The sequence below is a fragment of the Pseudomonas sp. AF32 genome (assembly GCF_022342325.2).
Classification (GTDB): domain Bacteria; phylum Pseudomonadota; class Gammaproteobacteria; order Pseudomonadales; family Pseudomonadaceae; genus Aquipseudomonas; species Aquipseudomonas uvaldensis.
In genome coordinates this window covers 77,574-100,986 of record NZ_RQJK02000015.1, presented here as the reverse complement: position 1 = coordinate 100,986, position 23,413 = coordinate 77,574, and the positions used below count along the sequence as shown (strand labels likewise).

General features: G+C 62.2%; 21 protein-coding genes. 7 read left to right on the top strand and 14 right to left on the bottom strand.

Annotated features, from left to right (window positions below):
- Positions 1-74: 74 nt before the first annotated feature.
- From metC to EGM97_RS15625, 9 genes are read right to left on the bottom strand one after another with little or no spacing between them, the layout of a single operon-like run.
- The gene (metC, locus tag EGM97_RS15665) at positions 75-2,828 is read right to left on the bottom strand and encodes a cystathionine beta-lyase (protein WP_238962072.1); all 2,754 of its coding nucleotides are present in this window, start codon (positions 2,826-2,828) and stop codon (positions 75-77) included.
- Positions 2,829-2,870: 42 nt separating this feature from the next.
- Entirely contained in the window at positions 2,871-3,470 is a 600-nt protein-coding gene (locus EGM97_RS15660) for a cysteine dioxygenase family protein (RefSeq protein WP_238962073.1), read from the bottom strand.
- Between the two features lie 30 nt (positions 3,471-3,500).
- Positions 3,501-4,337, bottom strand: a complete 837-nt coding sequence (locus EGM97_RS15655) for an amino acid ABC transporter ATP-binding protein (RefSeq protein WP_238962074.1) — start codon at positions 4,335-4,337, stop codon at positions 3,501-3,503.
- Entirely contained in the window at positions 4,324-5,112 is a 789-nt protein-coding gene (locus EGM97_RS15650) for an amino acid ABC transporter permease (protein ID WP_238962075.1), read from the bottom strand. The genes EGM97_RS15655 and EGM97_RS15650 overlap by 14 nt, the downstream gene beginning before the upstream one ends.
- Positions 5,102-5,836: an amino acid ABC transporter permease gene (locus tag EGM97_RS15645; RefSeq protein ID WP_238962076.1), complete on the bottom strand. Its 735-nt coding sequence runs from the start codon at positions 5,834-5,836 to the stop codon at positions 5,102-5,104. The genes EGM97_RS15650 and EGM97_RS15645 overlap by 11 nt, the downstream gene beginning before the upstream one ends.
- On the bottom strand, positions 5,833-7,044 hold the full coding sequence (locus EGM97_RS15640; RefSeq protein ID WP_238962077.1) for an aminotransferase class I/II-fold pyridoxal phosphate-dependent enzyme: 1,212 nt from the start codon (positions 7,042-7,044) through the stop codon (positions 5,833-5,835). Before EGM97_RS15640 ends, EGM97_RS15645 begins: the two co-directional genes overlap by 4 nt.
- The gene (locus tag EGM97_RS15635; protein WP_238962078.1) at positions 7,041-8,465 is read right to left on the bottom strand and encodes an FAD-binding oxidoreductase; all 1,425 of its coding nucleotides are present in this window, start codon (positions 8,463-8,465) and stop codon (positions 7,041-7,043) included. The genes EGM97_RS15640 and EGM97_RS15635 overlap by 4 nt, the downstream gene beginning before the upstream one ends.
- The gene (locus EGM97_RS15630; RefSeq protein ID WP_238962079.1) at positions 8,462-9,313 is read right to left on the bottom strand and encodes a transporter substrate-binding domain-containing protein; all 852 of its coding nucleotides are present in this window, start codon (positions 9,311-9,313) and stop codon (positions 8,462-8,464) included. The genes EGM97_RS15635 and EGM97_RS15630 overlap by 4 nt, the downstream gene beginning before the upstream one ends.
- Positions 9,314-9,366: 53 nt before the next feature.
- Positions 9,367-10,209, bottom strand: a complete 843-nt coding sequence (locus EGM97_RS15625; protein ID WP_238962080.1) for a transporter substrate-binding domain-containing protein — start codon at positions 10,207-10,209, stop codon at positions 9,367-9,369.
- 229 nt (positions 10,210-10,438) lie between these two features.
- On the opposite strand from EGM97_RS15625, the gene EGM97_RS15620 reads away from it, so the two are divergent.
- The gene (locus tag EGM97_RS15620) at positions 10,439-11,302 is read left to right on the top strand and encodes a LysR substrate-binding domain-containing protein (protein ID WP_238962081.1); all 864 of its coding nucleotides are present in this window, start codon (positions 10,439-10,441) and stop codon (positions 11,300-11,302) included.
- 34 nt (positions 11,303-11,336) lie between these two features.
- Complete coding sequence (locus EGM97_RS15615) at positions 11,337-12,038, top strand: cyclase family protein (RefSeq protein WP_238962082.1); 702 nt, start codon at positions 11,337-11,339, stop codon at positions 12,036-12,038.
- A 7-nt stretch (positions 12,039-12,045) separates the two neighbouring features.
- On the opposite strand, the gene EGM97_RS15610 is transcribed toward EGM97_RS15615, so the two are convergent.
- Positions 12,046-12,960, bottom strand: coding sequence for a LysR substrate-binding domain-containing protein (locus tag EGM97_RS15610; RefSeq protein WP_238962083.1), 915 nt, complete (start codon positions 12,958-12,960; stop codon positions 12,046-12,048).
- A gap of 196 nt (positions 12,961-13,156) precedes the next feature.
- On the opposite strand from EGM97_RS15610, the gene EGM97_RS15605 reads away from it, so the two are divergent.
- The 4 genes from EGM97_RS15605 (at position 13,157) to EGM97_RS15590 (ending at position 17,184) form a co-directional block, all read left to right on the top strand.
- On the top strand, positions 13,157-13,906 hold the full coding sequence (locus EGM97_RS15605) for an SDR family NAD(P)-dependent oxidoreductase (protein WP_238962084.1): 750 nt from the start codon (positions 13,157-13,159) through the stop codon (positions 13,904-13,906).
- 94 nt (positions 13,907-14,000) lie between these two features.
- Positions 14,001-15,299 (top strand): MFS transporter, encoded by a 1,299-nt coding sequence (locus tag EGM97_RS15600; RefSeq protein ID WP_238962085.1) that lies wholly within the window; start codon positions 14,001-14,003, stop codon positions 15,297-15,299.
- Positions 15,300-15,316: 17 nt separating this feature from the next.
- Positions 15,317-16,165, top strand: coding sequence for a transketolase (locus tag EGM97_RS15595; RefSeq protein WP_238962086.1), 849 nt, complete (start codon positions 15,317-15,319; stop codon positions 16,163-16,165).
- Positions 16,162-17,184, top strand: a complete 1,023-nt coding sequence (locus EGM97_RS15590; RefSeq protein ID WP_238962087.1) for a transketolase family protein — start codon at positions 16,162-16,164, stop codon at positions 17,182-17,184. The genes EGM97_RS15595 and EGM97_RS15590 overlap by 4 nt, the downstream gene beginning before the upstream one ends.
- 432 nt (positions 17,185-17,616) lie before the next feature.
- Here the strand turns inward: EGM97_RS15590 and EGM97_RS15585 are convergent, their stop codons facing one another.
- The 3 genes from EGM97_RS15585 to EGM97_RS15575 all read right to left on the bottom strand — a co-directional run bounded on the left by EGM97_RS15585 (position 17,617) and on the right by EGM97_RS15575 (position 21,074).
- A complete protein-coding gene (locus tag EGM97_RS15585) occupies positions 17,617-18,009 on the bottom strand; it encodes a response regulator (RefSeq protein ID WP_238962088.1) in 393 nt (130 codons plus the stop codon).
- A 2-nt stretch (positions 18,010-18,011) separates the two neighbouring features.
- A complete protein-coding gene (locus tag EGM97_RS15580) occupies positions 18,012-20,186 on the bottom strand; it encodes a PAS domain-containing sensor histidine kinase (RefSeq protein ID WP_238962089.1) in 2,175 nt (724 codons plus the stop codon).
- 198 nt (positions 20,187-20,384) lie between these two features.
- Positions 20,385-21,074 (bottom strand): phosphoribosyltransferase, encoded by a 690-nt coding sequence (locus tag EGM97_RS15575; RefSeq protein WP_238962090.1) that lies wholly within the window; start codon positions 21,072-21,074, stop codon positions 20,385-20,387.
- A gap of 98 nt (positions 21,075-21,172) precedes the next feature.
- Here EGM97_RS15575 and fnr point away from each other — a divergent pair, with 98 nt between their 5' ends.
- Positions 21,173-21,925, top strand: coding sequence for a fumarate/nitrate reduction transcriptional regulator Fnr (fnr, locus tag EGM97_RS15570; protein WP_238962091.1), 753 nt, complete (start codon positions 21,173-21,175; stop codon positions 21,923-21,925).
- Positions 21,926-22,034: 109 nt separating this feature from the next.
- On the opposite strand, the gene EGM97_RS15565 is transcribed toward fnr, so the two are convergent.
- Positions 22,035-23,390: an MBL fold metallo-hydrolase RNA specificity domain-containing protein gene (locus tag EGM97_RS15565; RefSeq protein WP_238962092.1), complete on the bottom strand. Its 1,356-nt coding sequence runs from the start codon at positions 23,388-23,390 to the stop codon at positions 22,035-22,037.
- Between the last annotated feature and the right edge of the window lie 23 nt (positions 23,391-23,413).

Below are 23,413 nucleotides of genomic sequence, written 5' to 3'. Positions count from 1 at the left end.
GGAAAAGGTAGCCAAGCTGGCAGCATTTCGCCATCAACGTTCGTCGGCGCGGCGGTTTCACGTTATGTGCAACTTCAGTGTTCGGATGACCCCGCCGCCACAGCAAACCCTTTCTCCAGATCCTCGATCAACGCCCCGACATCCTCCAACCCGATGTGCAAGCGCACCACTGGATTCAACGCCCGGTCCTGCGCGCTGTCGCGATCCCCGACATGCGCGACGGTCACCAAGCTTTCGTACCCACCCCACGAAGCACCCAGCCCGAACAACTGCAACGCATCGATGAAACGTTCCAGGTAAGCATCGTCGGCGCGTTGAAGTTCGAAGGACAACAAGCCATTGCTGCCCTGGAAGTCGCGCTTCCACAGCGCATGGCCCGGGTGGTCGGTCAGCGCCGGATGGAAGACCCGCTTAACCTGCGGCTGTGCCTGTAACCAACGGGCAATCTCCAGTCCCTGGCGCGCGTGCACATCCAGGCGAGATGCCAGGGTGCGGGCGCCGCGCAGGACCAGGTAGGCATCGTCGGGGCTGACGGTGGTGCCGAAGGTGTCGCTCATGGCCGCCAGGGCCGGCCAGGCCTCTTCCCGGGTGCAGACGCTGCCCATGACCACGTCGCTGTGGCCACTGAGATACTTGGTCAGGGCCATGATCGAAATGTCGGCGCCCAGGGCTAGCGGCCGGTACAAGTAGCCCGAGCCCCAGGTATTGTCCACCGCCAACAGGATCCCTCGCGATTTGCACAATGCGGCAATGGCAGGCAGATCGCAGAGTTCGTACAGCAGCGAGCCGGGCACTTCGGCGTAGACCATTCTGGTGTTGGCTTGCAGCCGTACAGGCAGGTCGCTGCCATCGGGGGCGAAGTAGCTGACTTCGATACCGAAGGCCTGAAGAAAGTCTCGCGCCAAGCGGCGTACCGGCGAATAGACCGCATCGGTGATCAGCACATGATCACCGGGACGCAGGTAAGCCAGGAAGGTTTGCGCCACTGCCGCCAGCCCGGTGCCAAACAACCGGGTTCGATAACCGCCCTCCAGTTCAGTGACGAGGTCTTCCAGGGCGAAGGCCGTAGGATTGCCCTTGGCGCCATAACTCAGAAGCCGCTCGCTGTCGCGCCGTGAGCGAACGTCACGCATCTGCGCCAGGTTATCGAACAACACCGTACTCAGGCGACTGACAGGAACGTTGACCGCCCTGGCGCCGTTACCCTTATCGGTCCGCGCAGCATGGATCAGACGGGTGCGAACTTGCTTATCCAAAGACTGCGAGTGCAACGGTTTGAGGCTGGCGATTTCGTCTGCGCTCATCTGCGCCAACAGGCCAATTTCCCAAGCCAGGTACTGACGCGCCGCGTCCTTGTTACCGGCATGGCGGTCATGGGTGAAAAACAGGAAGTCGATGCATTGTTCATCCGACAATGTCTCGGCACCCTGCTCCAGCACCAGACCTGCCGAAGACCAGCCTCCGTCGAGCAAACGCACCTGCCCTCGCTGCGTTTCAGGTAATTCCTGCGCGGCCAACGCAGCCGATCGCGGATCATCGGCAACCAGCACCACTGGCCGTTTCTCTCCGGCCAGCGCGTCCGCCAACAACGGACGGATCGACCAGCGCGCCCCGGCGATATGACCTTTGCGATAAACCATGCTCGGGCGCAGATCGATCAACGCGACCGCATCATCCTTCAGCGCATCGGTCAGGGCCTGCACGCTGATCAATGGCAAGGGTTCAGGCAGCACGACGTCTTGCTCCGGCAGTGTCAAGCCACCGCTCAATCCGTCGGCCAGCACATAAGCCTCATGCCCCAGTTGCCGCAGCCAGGCCGCGATGATCGGCGCGCGCACACCGTCGTTGTCGAACAGCACCACCCGCGCCGCTCGTACGCCCACGTACAGGTCGGTGGATTGAATCAACTGCCCACCCGGCGTGTGTTGCGCCCCCGGCAGTGTGCCGGCGGCAAATTCCTCGGCGGTGCGCACGTCACACAGAAAAAGACTGCGTTCGATCTCCTTCGCCCATTGCTGAACCTGCACCGCCTCGACGGCCAGCGCACCGGCCCGTTCGGCCAGTCGTGCCGCCGCCAGTCGCTGTGCCGCCAGGTTGCCGGTCGACACCTCATCGGCATAACGACGCTCGCTGCCATGCTCCAAGGGTAGATCCGCCAGATCCCAGCCCTGAGTACCATTTTCCAAGGCATAGACCGGATTCCTGATCCCCAGGTCGATCAGCGTCTGGGCACCGATGATGCTGCGGGTCCGACCCGCGCAATTGACCACGATCGGCGTCCGCTCGTCCGGCACCAGATCCTGCACGCGATAACCCAGTTCGCCGTTCGGGCAGCAGACCGAACCGGGAATGGTCATCTTGCGGTATTCCTCGAACGGCCGGCCGTCGAGCACCACCAGCGGCTCACCCCGGGCCTGCCATTGCGCCAGTTGCCGGGCGCTGACGTGCGGGGTGTGACGGGCTTCTCCTACCTTTTCGCCAAAGGCTTTGGAAGGCACATGCACCCCGGCGAACAGTTGGAACCCGGCGCGCTGCCAGCCATCGGCACCGCCTTCCAGAATGTGCACATTGGCGTAGCCCAGCGCGTGCAGACGTTGCGCCGAGCGTGCCGCCAATGTCCCGCCGTCCTGGTCGTAAATCACCAGCCGGACCCGGGGATTTGGCGCCAGGCGTCGGACTTCCAGCTCCAGGCGACTGTAGGGCAGGTTCACCCCGAAAAACAGATGCGCTTCGCCGTACTGGCCGTGCTCGCGCACATCAAACAGGGCGATTTCCTGCCCGTCGAACAACCACTGCTGCAATTGTCCGGGAGTTATGGTCTGGCTCATGAAAGTCCCGCTGGAGAAAGATAGATGGCTGGATGCACAGGATCAGTGGGCGTAGGCCTTGATCGACGGTGCCATTTGCGAGGCGTTGTAATTGAGGATGCGCCCGTCGGCTTCGACGCCATAACGGCCATTGAGCGACTCCAGCGGCAAGCCATACAGATGGAAATGCAGGGTCGGCTGCTCGCCTGCGACCCGGATGCCGTGCAGGTCCTCCCCGAGGAACGCGATGGACGTGCCGGGCTGCACGACGATTTCTTTCTCCAGATGCAAAGTGGTGTAGCCCGGCTCGCGCCCTTCGTCATCGCGGTGGTAGACGTAGTTGATTTCCTGGCCTTCAACCGCGCTGATGATGGCCCAGGTCTCGTGGTTGTGCGCGATTGTGCTTTTGCCCGGCAACAGCGAGTTGAGGTACAGCGTCGGTGTATCGCCGTCGTCATTGAGGCGATAGCGAAACGCGGTGCTGCCCTGCCCCGGCACCGGCGCCGGGAAGGCGTCGAAGTTGAACAGGTCGCGGCGCTCGGCCAACGCCTCCAACAGGGCGACGATCTCCACCAGGGCAGCACGGTCGACGCCACGCTGATGGATCACCCGCACTTTTTGCAGGAAGTCTTCGATGACATCGGGACGGCTAAAGATACTCATGAGACAGGCTCCATTTTTATCAATAGGAAATCAGACGGACAGGCTGTAGCGACTGAGGTTGGTCAACAGGTACGGGTCGTTGGCAATCGGCTGCCGACGCCCCGGATCACCCAAGGCATGACGCAGGAACTCGCGGGTGCGCTCGCTGGTGGGGGCCTGGAAAATCTGCGCCGCGCTACCGTGCTCGACGATCACCCCGTTCTCGGTGAAATAGACGACGTCGCTGATTTCTTCGGCGAAGCGCATTTCATGGGTGACCAGCACGCAGGTCATGCCCTCCTCGGTCAGCTCACGGATCACCGTCAGCACCTCGCCGACGGTTTCCGGGTCCAGGGCCGAGGTCACCTCGTCGAACAGGATCAGCTCCGGGCGCATCGCCAACGCACGGGCAATCGCCACCCGTTGCTGTTGCCCACCGGACAATTGCCCCGGATAGGCATCGGTCTTGTGCTCCATGCGCACCTTGGCCAGCAAGGCGCGGGCGTCCTTCTCGGCGTCGATTCGATTGCGTCCCAAGACCTTGCGCGGGGCGATCACCAGGTTTTCCAGCACCGACAGATGCGGGAACAGGTTGTACTGCTGGAACACGAACCCGACCCGCTTGCGCAACTCAATGCGCTGGGCCTCCCGGGCCAGGGCGTGGACTTCGGTGGCGCCGACGCGAATGCTGCCGCGCTGGGGCTGTAACAGGCCGGTGATGCAGCGCAGGATGGTCGACTTGCCCGAGCCGGACGGGCCGATGATCGACACGGCCTGGCCTCGGTAAACGTCGAGGTCGACGCCCTTGAGCACCGGGTTGCTGCCAAACGACAGGTGCAAGTCACGCAGGCTGACCAGAGGCTCGGCGACGGTTTCAGTAGAAGGCATAGCGTCGCTCCAGGTATTGGGTCAGACGGGAAATCGGGTAGCAGTAGGCAAAGAACAGCACCAACAGGCTCAGGTAGATCACCACGGTGAAACCGGTCAGGTTCACGGTGTTGCTGGCGATCTGCGCGGTGTCGATCACGTCGTGCACACCCACCAGGGAGGCCAGCGCCGTGCCCATGGTGATCACCGCGTAAAGGTTCATCCACGGCGGCAACATGCGCTTGAAGCACTGCGGCAGGATGATCGAGCGGAAGATCTGCCCACGGCTGAACGCCAGGGACCGCGCAGCTTCCCACTGGGTGCTGGGGATCGAAGCAATGGCGCCACGGAAGATTTCCGCGACATTGGCACTGGCCGGCAAGGCCAGGCCGAGGGTGACCTTGACCCAGTCGGGAAATGCAACGTAAGTGCTGCCAATCCGAATCTCGAACGGAAACACGTAGGTGGTGAAATAGATCAGCACCAGCCAGGGCGCGTTACGGAACACCTGCACCCAGATCCGCGCCGGCCAGCGCAACAGGCGCAGCGGTGACAGCACCATGGCGCCGACCACCAGTCCCACCACCGAGCCCAGGCCGATGGCCAGCAGACTGATGAGAATGTTCTGGCCGAAGCCTGCGATCAGCGCCGGGGACCATTTCAACAAGGCCTTGAGCACCGGGCTGTCAGGCATGACATAGACCAACCAGAGCACCGCTCCCACCAACAACAGCAATTTGCCCGGATGCCGACGCGGCCATGCCAGGGGCGCGCTTACCAACGAATCAATGGCCATAACCGGGCATCCTCAGGCGCGCTTCGAGATAACGCCCCACACAATTGACGGTGAAACTCAACAGGCCGAAAAACGACAGGATCAGGATCATCAGTTCCAGGACGTTATCGCTCTGGGTCCAGATCATGATCGCCGCGTAGGTGATGTCGCCCACGGCGATGGCAGAGGCCACGGCGGTCATTTTCACCAGGTCGATCAGGTTGTTGATCAGCGACGGCAAGGCAAAACGCAGGGCCAAGGGCAGTTGCACGTTCCATAGCAACTGACGGTTGTTGAAGGCCAGGGAACTGGCGGCTTCCAGAGTCACCGCCGGCACTGCTTCGATCCCGGCCCGCAGCGCTTCAGCGTGAAACGCGCCCTTATGCAGCGAGATCACGATCACCACCCAGGCAAACGGCGTCAGCGGATTGGCCGTGCCGACTGCCTGGGTCAGCAGCATGTTCAGCACCAGGAACGCGCAGTACAGCTGCACCAGGGTCGGCGTGTTGCGCGTAACCTCGACGAACACCCGCGCCGGCTTCGCCAGCCAAGGCCGGCCAGAGGTCAACAACGCCACCAGGCCGACACCCGCCAACAGGCTGCCGACGATGGTTAACAGGCACAACAACACCGTGGTCAACGCACCTTGCTCCAGGGTGCCGCGCTGATAGGCATCGAGCAGAAAGTTATAGTTGAGGCCCAGTCCGGCGCTCCAATGGACGAACACTTCCAGCCAGTGGCTCATGGTTCGTTCCTCAGTTGGGCGCAGGCGTAAGCGATACGGCGTCCGGCTTCAGCAACGATCTCATCGGCGGTGGCAATGGACAGGCGAAACCACGGCGACAAACCATAGGCGCTGCCTGCCACACCGGCGACACCCTCCTCCCGCAAATAGGCGACGACATCGGCGTCGCTGTCCACACGCTGTCCATCCGGGCGATAACGCCCCAGCAGACCCGCGCAGCGCACAAACACGAAAAATCCGCCTTGCGGCTCAAGGACCTCAAGACCGTCAACGTCGCGCAGCGCACTCACCAGCACATCGCGGCGCCGGCGATAGGCCGCGACCTGTTCCGGCAGGAAATCCAGGCCACCCTCGAACGCCGCCAAAGCGGCTGCCTGACCTACCGAAGAAGCGCCCGAGGTCGATTGCGACTGCACCACGGCCATGGCTTCGGTCAGCACTTGCGGCCCCGCCCCGAAACCGATACGCCAACCGGTCATGGCGTAGGTTTTCGACACCCCGCCCACCAGCAGGCAACGCGCCTGCAAATCCGCCGCGACGTTGAGCAGGCTCTGGGCCGGGGAACCGTCGAAGCGGATGTGCTCATAGAGTTCATCCAGCAGGATCAACACCTGCGGATGGCGCCGCAGGACCTCGGCCAAGGCGTGCAATTCGGCCTCGCTGTACACCGCACCACTGGGATTGCCCGGACCGTTGAGAATCAGCCAGCGCGTGCGTTCGCCAATGTGCCGCTCCAACTGCCGTGCAGTGAGTTTGCAGCCTTGGGCCAACCCGCATTCGATAAACACCGGCTCGCCGCCATTGAAGCGCACGCTGTCGGGGAAGGACGGCCAGTACGGTGTCGGCACCAGCACTGCATCGCCGTCATCCAGAGTCGCGGCGAAGGCGTTGAAAATGATCTGCTTGGCGCCGTTGGCAATCACGATGGATTCCAGCGGATAGTCCAGGCGGTTTTCGTTGTGCAGCTTGCGTTGGACGGCTACCCGCAGTGCCTTCACGCCGGGCGTCGGGGTGTACTTGGTGGCGCCGCCTGCAATGGCTGCATAGGCGGCCTGCTTGATGTGTTCGGGGGTATCGAAATCCGGCTCGCCGGTGGTCAGGTCGAGAATATCCCGACCACCCTCGCGCAACGCGGTGGCGCGGGATTTGGCGGCGGCATTGGCGGACAGCGATACACGCTGCACGCGCTTGGACAGACGAAGGCTCATGGTTGCCCTCCCGCCAGGACCTTGCCGGGATTGAGCAGATTGTGCGGATCCAGGGCTTGCTTGATGCGGCGCATCAGGTCCAGTTCCACCGGACTTTTGTAGCGAGCCAGCACGTCGACCTTGCGCTGGCCGATACCGTGCTCGGCGCTGATCGAACCGCCGTGGGCATGGGCGCTGTCGTGCACCAGTTGGCTGAGCGCGACGTAATGGGCCATGTGCGCCGCGACCGTGGAGCCTAGCGGATGGGCAACGTTGTAGTGCAGGTTACCGTCGCCCAGATGACCGAAGGTGTAATGCCGCACGCCTGGAAAATGCTGCTGCAACAGCGCATCGGTCGCGGCCACGAACGCCACCACCTGGGAAATCGGCACTGAGATATCGTGCTTCATATTGCGCCCGGCGCGTTTCTGCGCATCGCTCATGTTTTCGCGCAATTGCCAGAAGGCCTGGCTCTGGGAGAGGCTTTCGGCGATCAGCGCATCCGCCAGCAGGCTTTGCTCGAAGGCTTCTCCCAACACATGCTCGAAGGTCTCCCGAGCATGGGCTTCGCTGTGGTTATCCGACAGTTCCAGCAATGCGTACCAGGGCTGACGGGCACCGTTGAAGGGGCGCGGCCCCTCGGGGAACTGCTCGTGCAACAACGCCAGGCACTCGGCGCTGAGCAACTCGAACGCCGTCAGCCCTGCGCCGAAACCGCTGCGGGCATGGGACAGCAAGGCCACGGCTTGCGCCAGCGAGTCGAAAGCCAACAGCGCGGTGACCTGAGCCTTGGGACGGGGAAAAAGTTTAAGGGTCGCGGCGGTGATAATCCCCAGGGTGCCTTCGCTGCCAATGAACAGGTCCCGCAAATCGTAGCCGGTGTTGTCCTTGCGCAAGCCGCGCAGGCCGTCCCAGATTTCACCTTGGGCGGTGACCACTTCCAGGCCCAGGGCCAGTTCACGGGCATTGCCATAGCGCAGCACGGCGGTGCCGCCGGCGTTGGTCCCCAGGTTGCCGCCGAGGGTGCAACTGCCCTCGGCGCCGAGGCTCAGGGGAAACAGCCGATCCGCCTCACGGGCAACCTGCTGGACGGTTTGCAGGAGGCAGCCTGCCTCGACCGTCAGGGTGTCGTTGTCGGTGTCCACGGCGCGTACGCGATTCATGCGGTCCAGCAGCAACAACACGGCGCGGCCGTCGGCGTTCGGGGTGGCGCCGCCCATCAGCCCGGTATTACCGCCCTGCACCACCATCGGGGTTTGCGACGCCGCGCAGGCACGGACCACCGCGGCGACTTCCTCGGTGTTGGCCGGATGTACGGCGGCGATCACCTGCCCGACGTAACGGCCCTGCTTATCAGTCAGGTACGCCGCAGCCTCTTCGCTGCTCTGCACATGTTTCACGCCGACCAGGGCCTGCAAGGTCAACCACAGCGATTGACTCATGGCAGCGCCGCCAATGGTGCAGCGTTGCGATATTTCTCATGCAGATCGCGCAGGGCCTGGGACGGTGCCATGCCGGTGCGCTCGCCCAACTGGATCAGCCAGCCGCTGCGATGCCAATCACGCACCACGGCATCGAGCCTGGCCTGAAGATCGTGCTCGCCTTTGCGCAGCCAGATCACCGAATTCGATGGAATCAGATCCCCCGGCAGCGGGATTTCATAGCCCTCCCACTCCGCGTCGCTGAGCAATGCATGCAGGGTTGGGCTCACGTGCACCGCCGCGACACAACCGTTGCCGCGCAACGACAGCAGCGATTCGGACTGGCTGCGAAACGCCTTGATCTGCGCGCCGTAGGTTTCCTGCAACGGCTTGATGAAGTTGCTGCCCTGGGACACGCACACCGGTTTGTCCTTGAGGTCAGCCCATTGGGTCAAGCCCGAGCCCTTGCGAATCAAGGCGGCGCCACCGACTTCTTCATAAGGCGTCGGCACATAGTCGAGGATCTCGGCGCGCTCCTCGGTGAACTGCATGTTGGCGATCAGGATGTCGACTTTGCCCTGTTGCAGGAACTGCACGCGGTTCGGCGCCAGGACCGAAACGGTCTGGGCCCGCACCCCCAACGCCTTGCCGATGCCCTTGGCCAATTCAACGTTGTAGCCCTGGTGCTCGCCGGTCTTCGGATCGATGGTGCCGAAGGGTGCGCCACTGAGCATCACCCCGACACTGATGACATGGCGTTGCTGGATCTTGTCCAGCGTGGCATCAGCCTGGGCCAGGCTCGCAGCACAGGCGGCGGACCACGCCAGGCACAGGGTGGCCAGGGTTCTGGCGGAGAAAAACGAAGTCATGGGCGGCTACCTTGAGCGACAGTCGATAAAAAGAATGGAAAGTCCGGCAGCCGTCAGGCACCGCTGCCCTGGAACTTTTTCTGCAACTCCACCAGGGCCGGCGACGCAGGCGTGATGCGGTTGCGGGTCTGGGCTTCGATCAGCCAGCCGCTGCGGTGCAGTTGTTGAATGATCGGGTCGAGCCTGGCCTGGGTGTCGTTTTCCCCCTTGCGCGTCCAGATCACCGAAGGCGCGGGGTTGAGCTCCGGGCTGATAGCGCGGTAGCCCTGCCATTCGGCGTTTTCGGCCACCAGCGGATTGATCAGCGTGGCGTCGTGCACCGCCGCCACACAGTTGTTGCCGCGCAGCGCGAGCAAGGACTCCGAGGAGCTTTTGAACGCCTTGATCTCGGCGCCCAGTTCGGTGAGCGGCTTGATGTAGCTGCTGCCTTGGGAAGTGCACACTGGCTGATTCTTCAGGTCTTCCCAGCGACTGATCCTGCTGTCCTTGAGCACCGCGGCGGTACCGCCGACGCGATAGAACGGCGTGGGCACGAAGCCGAGGATTTCGCCGCGCTCGGCGGTCCATTCCATGTTGGCGATCAGCAGATCCACCTTGCCCTGCTGCAAGAATTGCACACGGTTGGCCGGCAATACCGGTACCAATTGCACCGTGGCGCCCAGTTGCCGGCCCAGTTCCTCGGCCAGATCGACGTTCAATCCACGTGGTTTCTGGGTCGTGGGATCGATCCCGCCAAAAGGTCCGCCGGACAGCAATACGCCGACCACCAGCTCATGGCGTTGCTCGATCTTGTCCAGGGTCGCGTCGGCCTGGGCGATACTGGCGCCCGCCAGTGAGAACAAGGCGCCCAACATGAAAGGCAGCAATCGTTTTTTGGGTGAGCGCTCGAACAACATGGATTTCCCCTCATGAAATAGCCGGCGTCCCCCGGCCTGATGAGTGGGAATCCTAGGTACCGCCTGAGGGCGAAGGAAATTCAAATATCTACTATTGTTATAACTCGTTGGGTTTTGTTGTCAGACCTAAAACGAATAACCCCGTATTTATTGGACAGAAATAGACAGGCACCTAAATGGCTCTACCCAACACATAAAATTATGTAATGTTTAACGTTGCATCCTTGATATGAGCACTGCCATGTCGACCCTCGACCTCGAATTGCTGCGCACCTTTATCGCCGTCGTCGATCACCACAGTTTTGCCGAGGCTGGCGCCCGGCTGGCCCGTACGCAATCGTCCGTCACCCAGCACATGCAGCGCCTGGAACAACAGGTCGGCGTGAGCTTGTTCGAAAAGCGCGGCCGACACAAACAGCTCACCGAAGCCGGCCAACAACTGTTGCGCCACGCACGGCAAATGCTCTCGCTCAACGATGACGCACTCAATTCCCTGCGCGAGAGCAGCCTGAGCGGCGTGTTGCGCATCGGTTCGCCCCATGACATCGCCGACACCATCCTGCCGCCGATCCTCAGCCACATCGCCCGCTCGGCGCCGCGCCTGCGCCTGGAAATCGATGTCGGCCGCAGCCCGTTCCTGATGGACGATCTGCACCGGGGCAAGGTCGACATGATCATCTCCACGCGCCAGGATCCGAACCTTGAAGGCTTCGCCTTGCGCACCTCGCCGGTGTGGTGGATCTGCTCGGCGCAGTACCAGCACAACCCCGGCGAACCGTTGCCACTGATCCTGGTGGATGAGCCGAGTATCTACCGCCGCTATGCCCTGGAGGCCCTGGAGCGCGCCAACATTCCCTGGCGCCAGGCCTACCTGGCATCGAACCTGATCGGCATCAAGGCCGCCACCCGTGCCGGCCTGGGGGTCACGCCGCGCAGCATGGAAATGCTCGGCCCGGACATGCGGGTACTGGGGGAAAACGATGGTTTGCCGCGGATGCCGGACGTGACTTATCACCTGTGGATCCGCGCCAATACCGTCAATCCGCTGGTGCGTCGGGCCTATGAGTTGATCAGGACCAGCCAGGGCCATTAAGTGTTTTTTCCAGCCGCCAAACAGGACGTCAGCCATGCCCAGCATTCATTTCAACCAGATCGTCGACCTCAGCCACCTGATCACGCCGGACATTGCCCTTTGGCCCAATGACCCACCCGTGGTGCTCAACACTGAGGCGTCGCTGGAAAAGGATGGCTATTACCTGCGCAGCTTCAGCATGGGCGAGCACAGCGCTACCCACATGAATGCCCCGAACACTTTCGAGGCCGGCGCCATGGGCATCGATGGCTACAGCCCGGACTCGTTGGTGCGCCCAGCGGTGGTCGTGGATCTGGCGAGTCGTGTTGGCGACAACGCTGACTACGTCATCGACCTGCAAGACATCGTAAGTTGGGAGCAGACGCACGGCCCGATTCCGGAGGGTCGCGTGGTGCTGTTCCACACGGGCTGGCAGTCGCGCTGGGCGGATCCGGGCCGTTTCTTCAACCAGGATGAGCGCGGCCTGCACTTCCCCGGCGTCGGTGCCAATGCCACCCGGTTCTTGCTGGAGCAACGGCGTATCGCCGGAATCGGGATCGACACCCACGGCGTCGACCCAGGGCAGGAAACGTCCTTCACGAGCAACCGACTGGTGCTGCAACAGCGCGGCATCATCCTCGAATGCCTGAATCAGCTCGATCGACTCCCGGCCACCGGTTGCACGCTGGTCATCGGCGTGCTGCCCCTTCAGGCTGGATCAGGTTCACCGGCCAGGGTGCTGGCCTTTATCCCTTGAGGGCCGTTCAGTAATTGAAATCGTGTCCCAGCTCCTTCTGCATCCACTCCAGAAAACGTCGGACTCGAGGGAAGTTGGCATGGGCCCGGGGAAACACCAGGTGGTGCGCGGTGATCGAAGCGCTCAAATCCGGCGCCACTTCAACCAGCGCCCCACGAGCGAGGTAGTCCTGGGCCAACAGCGTGCTTTCCAGGGCAAAACCGAGGCCGTGGCTGGCGGCCTCCAGGGTCATGTAGGAACGGTCGAAGCTCAGGGTGTAGGGCTTCTCCGGCCGGGACAAACCGTGCTGGGCGAACAACTGCGGCCATTTGATCAGGGTCGCCTCCGACAGGATCAGCTCGCGGTCGAGCAGATCCGCCACGGCTCGCACAGGCCGCTTCGCCAACAATTTCGGGGAGGCCATGACCGCAATCCGCTCGTTGCGCACGGTACGCACTTCGAAGCTCGGCCAATTGGGCATGCCGTGGCGGATGTCGACGTCGATCTTGTCCCGACTGAAGTGCAACGATTCGTAGGAGCACGAGAGGTTGAGCTGGATATCCGGGTGACTCTCGCGAAACTGTTCCAGGCGCGGCATCAGCCACAACAGGCCGAAGCTGGGAGACGAGTGCAGGCGCAGGCAATCGAGGCTGACATCGCTGGTCGCACGTTCGGTGGCCACCGCCAGGCTGTGGAGGATGCCAGAGACTTCAGTCAGGTACTGCTCGCCCACCGGGGTGAGGGTCACGCCCCTGGCCGTGCGGAAAAACAGTTGTCGCCCGATCATCGCTTCGAGCTTGGCCAGTTGGTGACTTACCGCCGAGGGGGTCAGCTCCAGCAATTCGGCGGCGCGGGCGACATTGCCGAAACGCGCCGTCTGTTCAAAGGCCTGAATGGCTTTCAGGGGAGGCAGCACGGCAGGTGCATCGTCAGGTGAGCGCATGATTATTGTTATTCCGCTGAAAGTCTTGTCATTCGGGCACCGGGCTATTCAACCACCCCGCTCACCGGCTGGCGAGTGCTGAATTTTTTTCAGCACCGAGTGACATTCGCGTTATTGCTCAGGTCATGGGCGCGGAACAAAGTGAGTCATCGGTTTATGGCCGAATGTCTCCCATAACAACAATCAGAGGTGCCCCATGCTTCTTCAAGGCAAAGTCGCGATTATCACCGGTGCTGCTTCGGCGCGAGGTATCGGTCGTGCCACTGCAACCACGTTTGCGCAGCACGGCGCCCGGGTCGTGATACTCGACCTGGACGCATCCGCTGCCCGTGACGCCGCCGCCTCCCTGGGCGAAGGTCACCTGGGCCTGGCCGCGAACGTCGCGGATGAACAGCAGGTCCGCCAGGCCGTCGCCGCCGTCATCGAACAGTTCGGTCGCATTGATGTGCTGGTCAACAACGCCGGCATCACTCAACCGCTCAAGACCCTGGATATTCGCGGCTCGGACTATGACAAGGTGCTGGACGTCAGCCTGCGCGGCACCTTGCTCATGTCCCAGGCGGTGATTCCGGTGATGCGCGAACAGCACGCCGGGAGCATCGTCTGCATGTCGTCGGTTTCCGCCCAGCGCGGTGGCGGCATCTTCGGTGGCCCGCACTATAGCGCCGCCAAGGCGGGCGTACTGGGCCTGGGCAAGGCCATGGCACGGGAGCTGGGGCCGGACAACGTGCGGGTCAACTCGATTGCGCCCGGGCTGATTCACACCGATATCACCGGCGGCCTGATGCACGATGATCGCCGTCACGCGATCATCGACGGCATTCCACTGGGGCGCCTGGGTGAAGCCCAGGATGTCGCCAACGCAGCGCTGTTCCTGGCCAGTGACCTGTCCTCCTATCTGACGGGCATCACCTTGGACGTGAACGGCGGAATGCTGATTCACTGATAACACGGGCGGGCCGCGAGGCCCGTACGGTTCTGGATCGAGACGCAGCCGGGCCCATGGCCTGGCGGTCAATAACAACAAGAGATCAGACCCCATGACCACTCTGTCGCTCGAAGCGGTTTCGACCGTGCGCACCAACGCCTATCGCAAGACTGCGTGGCGCCTGATGCCGTTCCTGATGCTGTGCTACCTGTGCGCCTACCTTGACCGCGTCAATGTCGGCTTCGCCAAGCTCCAGATGATGAACGACCTGGCCCTCAGCGAAACCGTCTACGGCCTGGGCGCCGGCATGTTCTTCATCGGCTATTTCCTCTGCGAAGTGCCCAGCAACATCATCCTTCACAAGGTCGGCGCACGCGTCTGGATCGCCCGGATCATGATCACCTGGGGCATTATTTCCGCGCTCTTCGCCTTCGTCGAAACCGCGTGGCAGTTCTATGCCCTGCGTTTTCTGCTCGGCGTCGCCGAAGCCGGACTCGCACCGGGTTTGTTGCTGTACCTGACCTACTGGTTCCCGTCCTATCGGCGCGCCCGCATGACGGTGTTGTGGTTCATCGCCATCCCACTGTCGGGCATGGTCGGCGGCCCGCTTTCCGGCTGGATCATGAACCACTTCGCCGGCCTGCACGGCTGGGCAGGATGGCAATGGATGTTCGTACTGGAAGCCATCCCTACCGTCGTGGTGGGCCTGCTGGTACTGAGCTATTTAAAGGATGGCGTGCACCAGGCCAGTTGGCTGGACGAGGACGAAAAAGCCCTGATCAGCCGCGAGCTGGCCGAAGACGAACAGAAAAAAGTGACCCACACCTCAGTGCGCGAATTCATTCATGACCGTCGGTTGTGGCTGTTGGCGGGAATCTATTTCTGCGTGGTGATGGGCCAATACGCAATCACCTTCTGGCTGCCCACCCTGGTGCGCAACGCTGGGGTGACCGATCCGCTGCACATCGGTTTCCTGACCAGCCTGCCCTACCTCTGCGCGATTGCCGCCATGTTGCTGGTGGGACGCAGCGGCGACAAACACCGCGAGCGTCGCTGGCACTTGATCGGGCCGATGATCGCTGGCGCCCTGGGCCTGACCCTCGCTGCGCTGCTGGGCGGCAACGTCCTGCTGTCGATCCTGAGCCTGTGCCTGGCCGCGTCAGGGATTCTGTCCGCTTCGTCGATGTTCTGGATGCTGCCCACCACCTTATTGGGGGGTGTGTCTGCCGCCGCCGGGATCGCCGCCGTCAACAGCTTTGCCAACCTCGCGGGTTTCTGCTCGCCCTACCTGATTGGCTGGATCACCACCCAGACCGGCTCCAGCGCCATCGGCATGTACCTGATCACCGGCGTGCTGCTGGGCGGTGCCTTGCTGGTGCTGCGCATTCCCGCCGCCCTGGTCAATCGTTGAGTTACCGGAGTCTTATCATGTCCAACCTTGCTGCCCACACCGCGCCCACGTCGCTGGCCGAACGCGCCCACAACATCCGTCATCATGCGCTGCGCATGGGACAAGTCCAGGGCCAGGGCTACGTCGGTCAGGCCCTCGGCGCCGCCGACCTGCTGGCGGTGTCGTACTTCCATGCCCTGAACTACCGGCCCGACGAGCCTGAATGGGAACAACGCGACCGCTTCTACTTGTCCATCGGTCACTACGCCATCGCACTGTACGCGGCGTTGATCGAAGCCCGGATCATCCCCCTCGATGAGTTGGAAACCTACGGCGCCGATGACAGCCGCTTGCCAATGTCGGGCATGGCCGCCTACACGCCAGGCATGGAAATCACCGGTGGTTCGCTCGGCCAGGGCCTGGGCATCGCCGTCGGCGCCTGCCTGGGACTGAAACGCAAAGGCTCGTCGTCCTTCGTCTACAACCTGCTGTCGGACGGCGAGCTGAACGAAGGTTCGACCTGGGAAGCCGTGATGTCGGCCTCCCACTGGAAGCTCGACAACCTGATCGCCATCGTCGACGTCAACAACCAGCAGGCCGATGGCTATTCGAGCGAAATCCTTTGCTTCGAACCCATTGTCGACCGCTGGCAGGCCTTTGGCTGGTTCACCCAGCGCGTCGATGGCAATGATCTGGACGCGCTGGTCGCCGCCTTCGATGCCGCCCGCAACCACCCCGGCGCGCAACCCAGGGTGATCATCTGCGACACCCGCATGGGCAAGGGCGTACCGTTCCTGGAAAACCGCGAAAAAACCCATTTCATCCGCGTCGAAGAACACGAGTGGGACCTGGCGCTGAGCAATCTCGAAGAAGGAAAACAGCCATGAGCAACGCCGCCAACACCTCGATTTCGACGAGCGAGCCGGTCAAGAAACGCCTCACCACCTCGGCGATGATTGCGTCGATTGCCGCCGAGGGCCAGGCCACGAAGCCGGCGCCCTTCGGCCATGCGCTGGCGGCGCTGGCCGAGCGGCGCCAGGACATCGTCGGGCTGTCCGCCGATCTGTCCAAATACACCGACCTGCACATCTTCGCCAAAGCCCATCCCGATCGCTTCTATCAGATGGGCATGGCCGAACAGTTACTGATGAGCGCGGCAGCCGGCATGGCCCGCGAGGGTTTCGTACCGTTCGCCACGACTTATGCCGTGTTCGCCTCCCGGCGCGCCTATGACTTCATCTGCATGGCCATCGCCGAGGAAAACCTCAACGTCAAGATCGTCTGCGGCTTGCCGGGCCTGACCACCGGCTACGGCCCCAGCCACCAGGCCACCGATGACCTGGCGATCTTTCGCGCCATGCCTAACCTGATGGTCATCGACCCGTGCGACGCCCTGGAGATCGAACAGGCCGTGCCAGCCATCGCCGCGCACCAGGGCCCGGTCTACATGCGCTTGCTGCGCGGCAACGTGCCGCTGGTGCTGGACGAATACGGCTACCAGTTCGAGATCCGCAAGGCCAAGACCCTGCGCACCGGCAACGATGTCCTGATCATTTCCACCGGACTGATGACCATGCGTGCGCTGGAAGCGGCCAAAGCGTTGCAGGCTGACGGTGTCGACGTTGCGGTGCTGCATGTACCGACGATCAAGCCACTGGACGAGCAGACCATTCTCGCCGAAGCCCGCAAGCCAGGACGGCTGGTGGTAACGGCGGAAAACAGCTCGGTGATCGGTGGGCTGGGCGAAGCCGTGGCCACGGTGCTGCTGCGCAATGGCGTGACGCCGACGTTCCGGCAGATCGGCCTGCCGGATGCCTTCCTCGACGCGGGCGCCCTGCCCACGTTGCATGACCGCTACGGTATTTCAACCCAGGCGGTTTGCACGCAGATCAAAACCTGGCTGTAATGAAAAAGCACGGGGCGCCCTTGCCGGTGCCCCGTTGCCCGTCGCACAGGACACAGCACTTTGAAACCGAAGAGCTGCTCGATCCAGCGTTTCACAGCTTCATGAGCCCGAGCCGGAGCTTATATGTTCGACCAGGCGCCCGGGCGCATTACGACACAGTCGGCGATTGATGTTGTTCGGGCGCTAAGGGAGCTACTGGGCTAAAGGTGGCCTGTGTCCCTGATACCGGTCAGTTAAGCCGCTAACCTGTGGGAGCGAGCCTGCTCGCGATGGCAGCCTCGCGGAAGGTACGGTTTTTCTGTTTGAGTACATATCCATTGCTGCGGTAACGGCCGCCTAGGATTCCGCCCTTACGGCGGCTCACTTTTTTTCAAACGCCAAAAAGAAATAAGCAAAAAAGGCTTCGCCCCACCACTGGGAACTGGGTTGTTCTCAGGATCCAAGTCCACTACAGATCGTTGTGCTTCCCTTCAGCGCCAAGCCAATCTTGTGCTGCAACTCGCTTTCGGAAAACGGCTTGTGCAGGACCGGATAGCCCGCGAACTCGGCCGGCACGCCACTGGCGCCATAGCCGGTGCTGAACAGAAACGCGATGCCGCGATCACGCAGGATCTGCGCCACCGGAAAAACCCGCTCGCCGGCCAGGTTGACGTCAAGGACAGCCAGGTCGATGTGTGCCGTGCTGGCCCGATCCTGGGCCGCCGTCAGCCGGGCGACCGAGGCCACGACTTCGCAGCCAAGATCCTCCAGCATCTCTTCGATCAACAGGGCGATTGCACCTTCGTCCTCGACAACGAGCACCCTGATTCCGGCGAAGGGCGTCATGCCTAGGCTCCAATGAGGAACGATAAGCGACAGGACACGCCCTGCGGGGCGAAGGTGAGGTCGAACGCGCCACCCAGGTCACGCTCGATACAACGCTTCATCAATCGCGACCCCAGCCCTTCCCGCTCCGGCCGGGACACCACCGGCCCTCCCGATTCGCGCCAGTCCAGGGTGAACAACGTTCCGTGGGGTTGCAGCTGCAGGTCCCATTTGACCGACAGCGAGCCCGTTTCGACGGACATGGCGCCGTATTTAAGGGCGTTGATCGCCAATTCGTTGAGGGTCATCGTCAGATTGAGCGCCACCCGGGTGCCTACATCGATCGACGGTCCCTCAACGACCACACGGTCAGGGTCGCTGCCGAATACCGGCTTCAATACTTCCTGGGCCAGGGAATCCAGCGGCGTGTTGCCCCAGTGGCGCCGGGTCAGCAGATCATGCGCACGGGACAACGCCAGCAGCCTGGCTTCGAAGCGCCTGTAACCGTCCTTCGCGTCCACCGCATCGCGTGCCGTCTGCACCGCCAGTGACTGCACGGTAGCCAGGGTGTTCTTGACCCGATGATTGAGCTCGTCGATCAGCGTTTTCTGTCGGTTCTCGGCCTGTTTGCGCTCGGTGATGTCCACCAGCATGTTGATCGCTCCCACCAGGTTCCCCTCGGCATCATGCAGAGGCGTGGGGTACGGGGTGAACGGCACGCGGCTGCCATCGGGCCGTTGGGCGATGGCCTCTACGCCGCGTATCGGCCGGTTTTCCTTCAGGGCCACCGCCATCGGGCACTGATCGTGGGGCAGCGGTGTTTCGTCGGTGTTGAACAGCTTCCACGTCACGCACCACAGGTCACCCAACTGCGGCGTACGGCCCGACAGTTCCACCGCCGCCCGATTGTAAAAGGTGATACAGCCCTGTGCGTCGGTGGTGTAGACCGCCGCGGGCAGCGCCTCAAGGAGATTACGCATGTGCCGTTCGCTCTCGCGGATCTTCTGCTCCATCCGCTGCGTCGCGGTGACGTCCTGAAGCACCCGCACGCCATAGCGAAAGCCACCGGCGGCGTCCCTGACAGATGAGCTGTGCACATCCAGGTAAAGAATTTCGCCATCGGGTTTCACGGCGCGCTTACGGAACACATAGCTGTCCAGCTCGCCGGCCACCTGGCGCGCATAAAGCGCCGCGTCCTCCCCGGCGCAGTCGTGATGGGTATAGTCCAGGAACGTCATGGCCAGGAGCTCTTCGCGAGAACGGCCCAGCATGCTGCAAAGGGCATCGTTGACACGCAGCAGATGCCCGTCGACGTCGGCCTCGGCAATACCGATGGTGGCCGCCTCGTAGGTGGCCGCCAGCCTCTCATCACTCTCCTGGCGCGCCGCCTCGGCGGCATGCATGCAGGTCACATCGATGGTGAAGCAACGCGTATTGAACAGCTTGCCTTCTTCGAACCGCCCGTTCGAGGTGATCGTCACATACTTGATCGAGCCATCCTTGGCCCGTAGGCGCGCCGGGTAGTCCTGCAGGCAATCACCACTGCCAAGTTTATGGAGGATGTCACCAATGACGGGCGCATCGACATGAAACTCGGTGATATGATGGCCGATGTATTCTTCTTCCGAATAGCCCAGGAGCGCCAGTTCTGCCTTGTTGGCACGCAGGATGATCCCGTCGCCACTGACAATGTGCAGGCCCACGGCGCTGTTTTCGAAGAAGTCTTCGAGGTCGGCACTTTTGCGTCGCAATTGCTCGGCCACGGCGTGGTGCGTCGAGATGTCCTGGAAGCAGTTGATCGCCCCCTGGATAACGCCCCGCCGGTCCCTCAGGACCCGAATATTCACCAGTGCCACGAATCGCGAGCCATCCGGACGCTGGATAATGACTTCCTGGTTGCGGGTCACGCTGCCCTCGTTGAGGGCCACGGCCATCGGGCAATCTTCGGGCGCCAGGGGTGTTCCGTCAGTCAGGAACAGCCGGTGGGAACCGCAAAAGCGATCGCCACTCTCACCCAGCACGGGCGTGCGCCCCCACAGTTCGGCGGCCTCGCTGTTGTACCTGACGAGCCATCCGTGCCTGTCGCACAGGTACACCGCACCAGGAATGGCTTCGAGCGCGTTCGCGCCAATCGAAACCAGACTTTCGTATTCACTTGGCGCCAGTGCTTCCCTGGAAAGCTCTTCAACATTCGACATCGGTCATCCTCGATCTTTCGCACTGGCGCAATGGACTCTAGATTCCCATTGTTCTCACGAGTTCAGCAAAACTCTTCCGGCGCTTCAAAAACCGCACAATACCCGAAGCGACCGCACCATCAAGGCATGAATGTCTGTTGTCAAGGATCGTAAGACGCCCCCGTTGCATTTGGTGGGTTACAGCGGCCGGGACCTCTTCTACGGACAGGCGCCGTCCACCGACTCTCGTCGCCAGGCCCTGTGCAGCAGATCGATGACGACCTCATCCTGCGTTTGGGAAAAATGCTCGTACCAGTGGCCGATCGACAGCATCCACTCCGGCACCAGGGGACATATCACTTCATCCACCTCGCTGCGCAAGGCCTCCAGGGTTTCAAGCGGCGCAACCGGCACGGCGACCACAATGCGCGACGGTCGCTGCGTTCGTACCGCATGAATCGCGGCCATCATGGAGGCTCCCGTCGCCAGACCATCGTCGATCAGGATCACCACCTGGTCCTTGAGCTGCACTGGCGCGCGCGAGCCCCGGTATGCCTGTTCGCGGCGCACCAACTCACGTGTCTCCCGCTCGACCACCGCGTCGAAGCGGGCCTGATCGATGGGATGGGCACGCAATGCATCGTCATTGAGGATTCTGATACCGCCACTGGCGATGGCCCCCATGGCAAATTCCGGGTTGGACGGAATACCCAGCTTGCGCACCAGCATCAGGTCCAGGCGCAGTTGCAGGGCGACGGCCACTTCATAAGCCACCGGAACCCCACCGCGAGGCAAGGCCAGCACAACGACATCCGCTCGATGGGCGTACTTGACCAAATGCTCCACCAGTCCCTGTCCTGCGGTGCTCCGGTCCTTCAGGATCGTTTGCGCAGAGAGACCCTGAGTCATTGGAAACCTCCCCAGGCGACGAGGCCTGTGTGTTCGTTTGAACTTCGCCGTATTCAGCCCACACGGCTATGCTTGCTCCATTGTAGGAGATTATCTCCATGGCCGATCACGAAGCCCGACTTCTGCATGCGCACTCTCTCAAAGCCGCTTGCTCCAATTGCAGCGTGCTCGAGCTGTGCCTGCCCATTGGCCTGACGGGCAGCGAAGTCGAGCGTCTGGATACCTTGATCGCCCAGCGAGTGAAGGTCAAAAAGGGCGCGGCGCTGTATCGCACCGGTGAGCCGCTGCGCTCGTTGTATGCCGTGCGGCTGGGGTTCTTCAAGACCAGCGTCCTCTCGGTAGACGGCCGCGAACAGGTTACCGGCTTCCAGATGCAAGGCGAGATGCTCGGCCTCGACGCTATCTGCACCGAGCATTACGCCTGCAATGCAATCGCGCTGGAGGACAGCGAAGTGTGTCCTATTCCGTTCAGTAACCTGGAAAGGCTCGCACGAGACCTGCCCTCGTTGCAGCACAACCTGAACAGGCTGCTGAGCCAGGAGATCGTTCGCGACCACAGCATGCTGCTGATGCTCGGCAACATGAATGCCGATGAGCGTCTGGCGGCGTTTTTTTTGAACCTGTCTCAGCGGCTTAACATTCGCGGTTATTCTTGCCGGGAATTTGTCCTGCGGATGAGTCGGGAAGCCATCGGGTCCTACCTGGGGCTGCGACTGGAAACCATTTGCCGGGGCATCGCCCACCTTCGCCAGGAAGAACTGGTGGACATCCAGGGACGCAATGTCACCATCCTGGACTTGCCTGGCCTAAAGCAAAAAGTCGCCGGTTGCCATCGCCACGCCGAGCTGTGATATCGGTTGAAAACGGAAAAAATCGGCCGATCAAGGCTGATTGAACGCTTTGACCCTCGCCCCTCGCCGGCCAACGACGAGGGGCTTTTTCATGCCTGTGGTTAGTCGCTCAGAGTTCGACGCTGTCGCGATACTCTGGTACCGACACCGACCAACCCAGCTCGTCACGAATGCGATGACGCAAGACATCGGCTGCATTGGGCTCCCCATGCACGACGTAGGTATGCCGGGGCGGAGTCTTGAAACCTCGCAACCACTGCATGATTTCGTCCGCATCCGCGTGAGCCGACAACGTTTGCATAGGCACCACTTCGGCATTGATCGGCACATCCTTGCCGTGAATGCGCACCGAAGGTTCGCCCGCGACGATTCTCGCGCCTCGCGTACCGCCCGCCTGAAAACCGGGCATCAGCAAGGTATTGATGGGATTGGGCGCCAGACTCTTGAGGTGGTGCAGCACCCGGCCTCCCGTGGCCATGCCGCTGGCGGCGATGATCACTGCCGGGGTGCGTTGCAGGTCCAGGGCCATGGAATCCTTGGCCGAACGCACCGGATGCGCAATGCCGCACATGCCTTCGCACTCCTCTTTGGAGAGACGATGTTCACTGCAGAAGCGATGGTAGAGTCGCGTGACGTCGATGGCCATGGGACTGTTGAGGTAGATCGGCAGGTCAGGGATCGCCCGGCGCTGCTTCAGGCGATACAAGTGGTACATCAGCAGCTGTGCACGACCGACTGTGAACGAGGGCACCAGGGTGATGCCATGGCGCAACGCGGTACGCGTGATCACCTCGGCCAGCTGGTCTTCCGGCGAATCATGAGGATGCGAGCGGTCCCCATAGGTGGACTCCACCAGAAGATAATCCGTCTGCTCAATGGCCTGGGGCGCGAACATGACCGGATCCTCGGGCCGCCCCAGATCCCCTGAACAGACGAGCGTGACGCCACCGGCCTGTACCTGCACGGTGGCGGCGCCCAGGATGTGTCCGGCGCGACGCAGCAGGATGCTCATTCCCCGGACAATGTCCACGGGATGATCGAACGCTATCGGGCGCAGCAGTTTCAGCGCCCGCTCGGCATGTTCCAAGGTATACAAGGGCAACGCGGGCTCATGTTTGGAGAATCCCCGACGGTTGGCATACTCGGCCTCCTCTTCCTGCAACCGCGCACTGTCGCGCAGCAGGATCTTGACCAGCTCGCACGTCGCCGCCGTGGCATAGACCGGCCCGCGGTAACCATTGCGCACCAGCACCGGCAGATAACCGCTGTGGTCCAGGTGCGCGTGGGTCAACACAATCGCGTCCAGGTCACGCACCGGCGGTTCGAAGGGGTCCCAGTTGTGCAAGCGCAACTGTTTGTAGCCCTGGAACAGGCCGCAATCGATCAGCACACGCTGATCGTCATGTTCCAGCAGGTATTTACTGCCGGTGACGGTGCCGGCCGCCCCCAGGAATGTCATGCGCATGGCAGCGCCTCCCGAACGATCAA

What these genes read in the sequence shown, in the direction of transcription:
- EGM97_RS15615 (WP_238962082.1), top strand. Translation starts at nt 11,337, where the DNA reads ATGCCCAGCATTCATTTCAACCAGATCGTCGACCTCAGCCACCTGATC.
- EGM97_RS15640 (WP_238962077.1), bottom strand. Translation starts at nt 7,044, where the DNA reads ATGAGCCTTCGTCTGTCCAAGCGCGTGCAGCGTGTATCGCTGTCCGCC.
- EGM97_RS15600 (WP_238962085.1), top strand. Translation starts at nt 14,001, where the DNA reads ATGACCACTCTGTCGCTCGAAGCGGTTTCGACCGTGCGCACCAACGCC.
- EGM97_RS15595 (WP_238962086.1), top strand. Translation starts at nt 15,317, where the DNA reads ATGTCCAACCTTGCTGCCCACACCGCGCCCACGTCGCTGGCCGAACGC.
- EGM97_RS15605 (WP_238962084.1), top strand. Translation starts at nt 13,157, where the DNA reads ATGCTTCTTCAAGGCAAAGTCGCGATTATCACCGGTGCTGCTTCGGCG.
- EGM97_RS15590 (WP_238962087.1), top strand. Translation starts at nt 16,162, where the DNA reads ATGAGCAACGCCGCCAACACCTCGATTTCGACGAGCGAGCCGGTCAAG.
- EGM97_RS15620 (WP_238962081.1), top strand. Translation starts at nt 10,439, where the DNA reads ATGAGCACTGCCATGTCGACCCTCGACCTCGAATTGCTGCGCACCTTT.
- EGM97_RS15645 (WP_238962076.1), bottom strand. Translation starts at nt 5,836, where the DNA reads ATGAGCCACTGGCTGGAAGTGTTCGTCCATTGGAGCGCCGGACTGGGC.
- fnr (WP_238962091.1), top strand. Translation starts at nt 21,173, where the DNA reads ATGGCCGATCACGAAGCCCGACTTCTGCATGCGCACTCTCTCAAAGCC.
- EGM97_RS15585 (WP_238962088.1), bottom strand. Translation starts at nt 18,009, where the DNA reads ATGACGCCCTTCGCCGGAATCAGGGTGCTCGTTGTCGAGGACGAAGGT.
- EGM97_RS15565 (WP_238962092.1), bottom strand. Translation starts at nt 23,390, where the DNA reads ATGCGCATGACATTCCTGGGGGCGGCCGGCACCGTCACCGGCAGTAAA.
- EGM97_RS15580 (WP_238962089.1), bottom strand. Translation starts at nt 20,186, where the DNA reads ATGTCGAATGTTGAAGAGCTTTCCAGGGAAGCACTGGCGCCAAGTGAA.
- EGM97_RS15635 (WP_238962078.1), bottom strand. Translation starts at nt 8,465, where the DNA reads ATGAGTCAATCGCTGTGGTTGACCTTGCAGGCCCTGGTCGGCGTGAAA.
- EGM97_RS15630 (WP_238962079.1), bottom strand. Translation starts at nt 9,313, where the DNA reads ATGACTTCGTTTTTCTCCGCCAGAACCCTGGCCACCCTGTGCCTGGCG.
- EGM97_RS15650 (WP_238962075.1), bottom strand. Translation starts at nt 5,112, where the DNA reads ATGGCCATTGATTCGTTGGTAAGCGCGCCCCTGGCATGGCCGCGTCGG.
- EGM97_RS15655 (WP_238962074.1), bottom strand. Translation starts at nt 4,337, where the DNA reads ATGCCTTCTACTGAAACCGTCGCCGAGCCTCTGGTCAGCCTGCGTGAC.
- EGM97_RS15575 (WP_238962090.1), bottom strand. Translation starts at nt 21,074, where the DNA reads ATGACTCAGGGTCTCTCTGCGCAAACGATCCTGAAGGACCGGAGCACC.
- EGM97_RS15660 (WP_238962073.1), bottom strand. Translation starts at nt 3,470, where the DNA reads ATGAGTATCTTTAGCCGTCCCGATGTCATCGAAGACTTCCTGCAAAAA.
- EGM97_RS15610 (WP_238962083.1), bottom strand. Translation starts at nt 12,960, where the DNA reads ATGCGCTCACCTGACGATGCACCTGCCGTGCTGCCTCCCCTGAAAGCC.
- EGM97_RS15625 (WP_238962080.1), bottom strand. Translation starts at nt 10,209, where the DNA reads ATGTTGTTCGAGCGCTCACCCAAAAAACGATTGCTGCCTTTCATGTTG.
- metC (WP_238962072.1), bottom strand. Translation starts at nt 2,828, where the DNA reads ATGAGCCAGACCATAACTCCCGGACAATTGCAGCAGTGGTTGTTCGAC.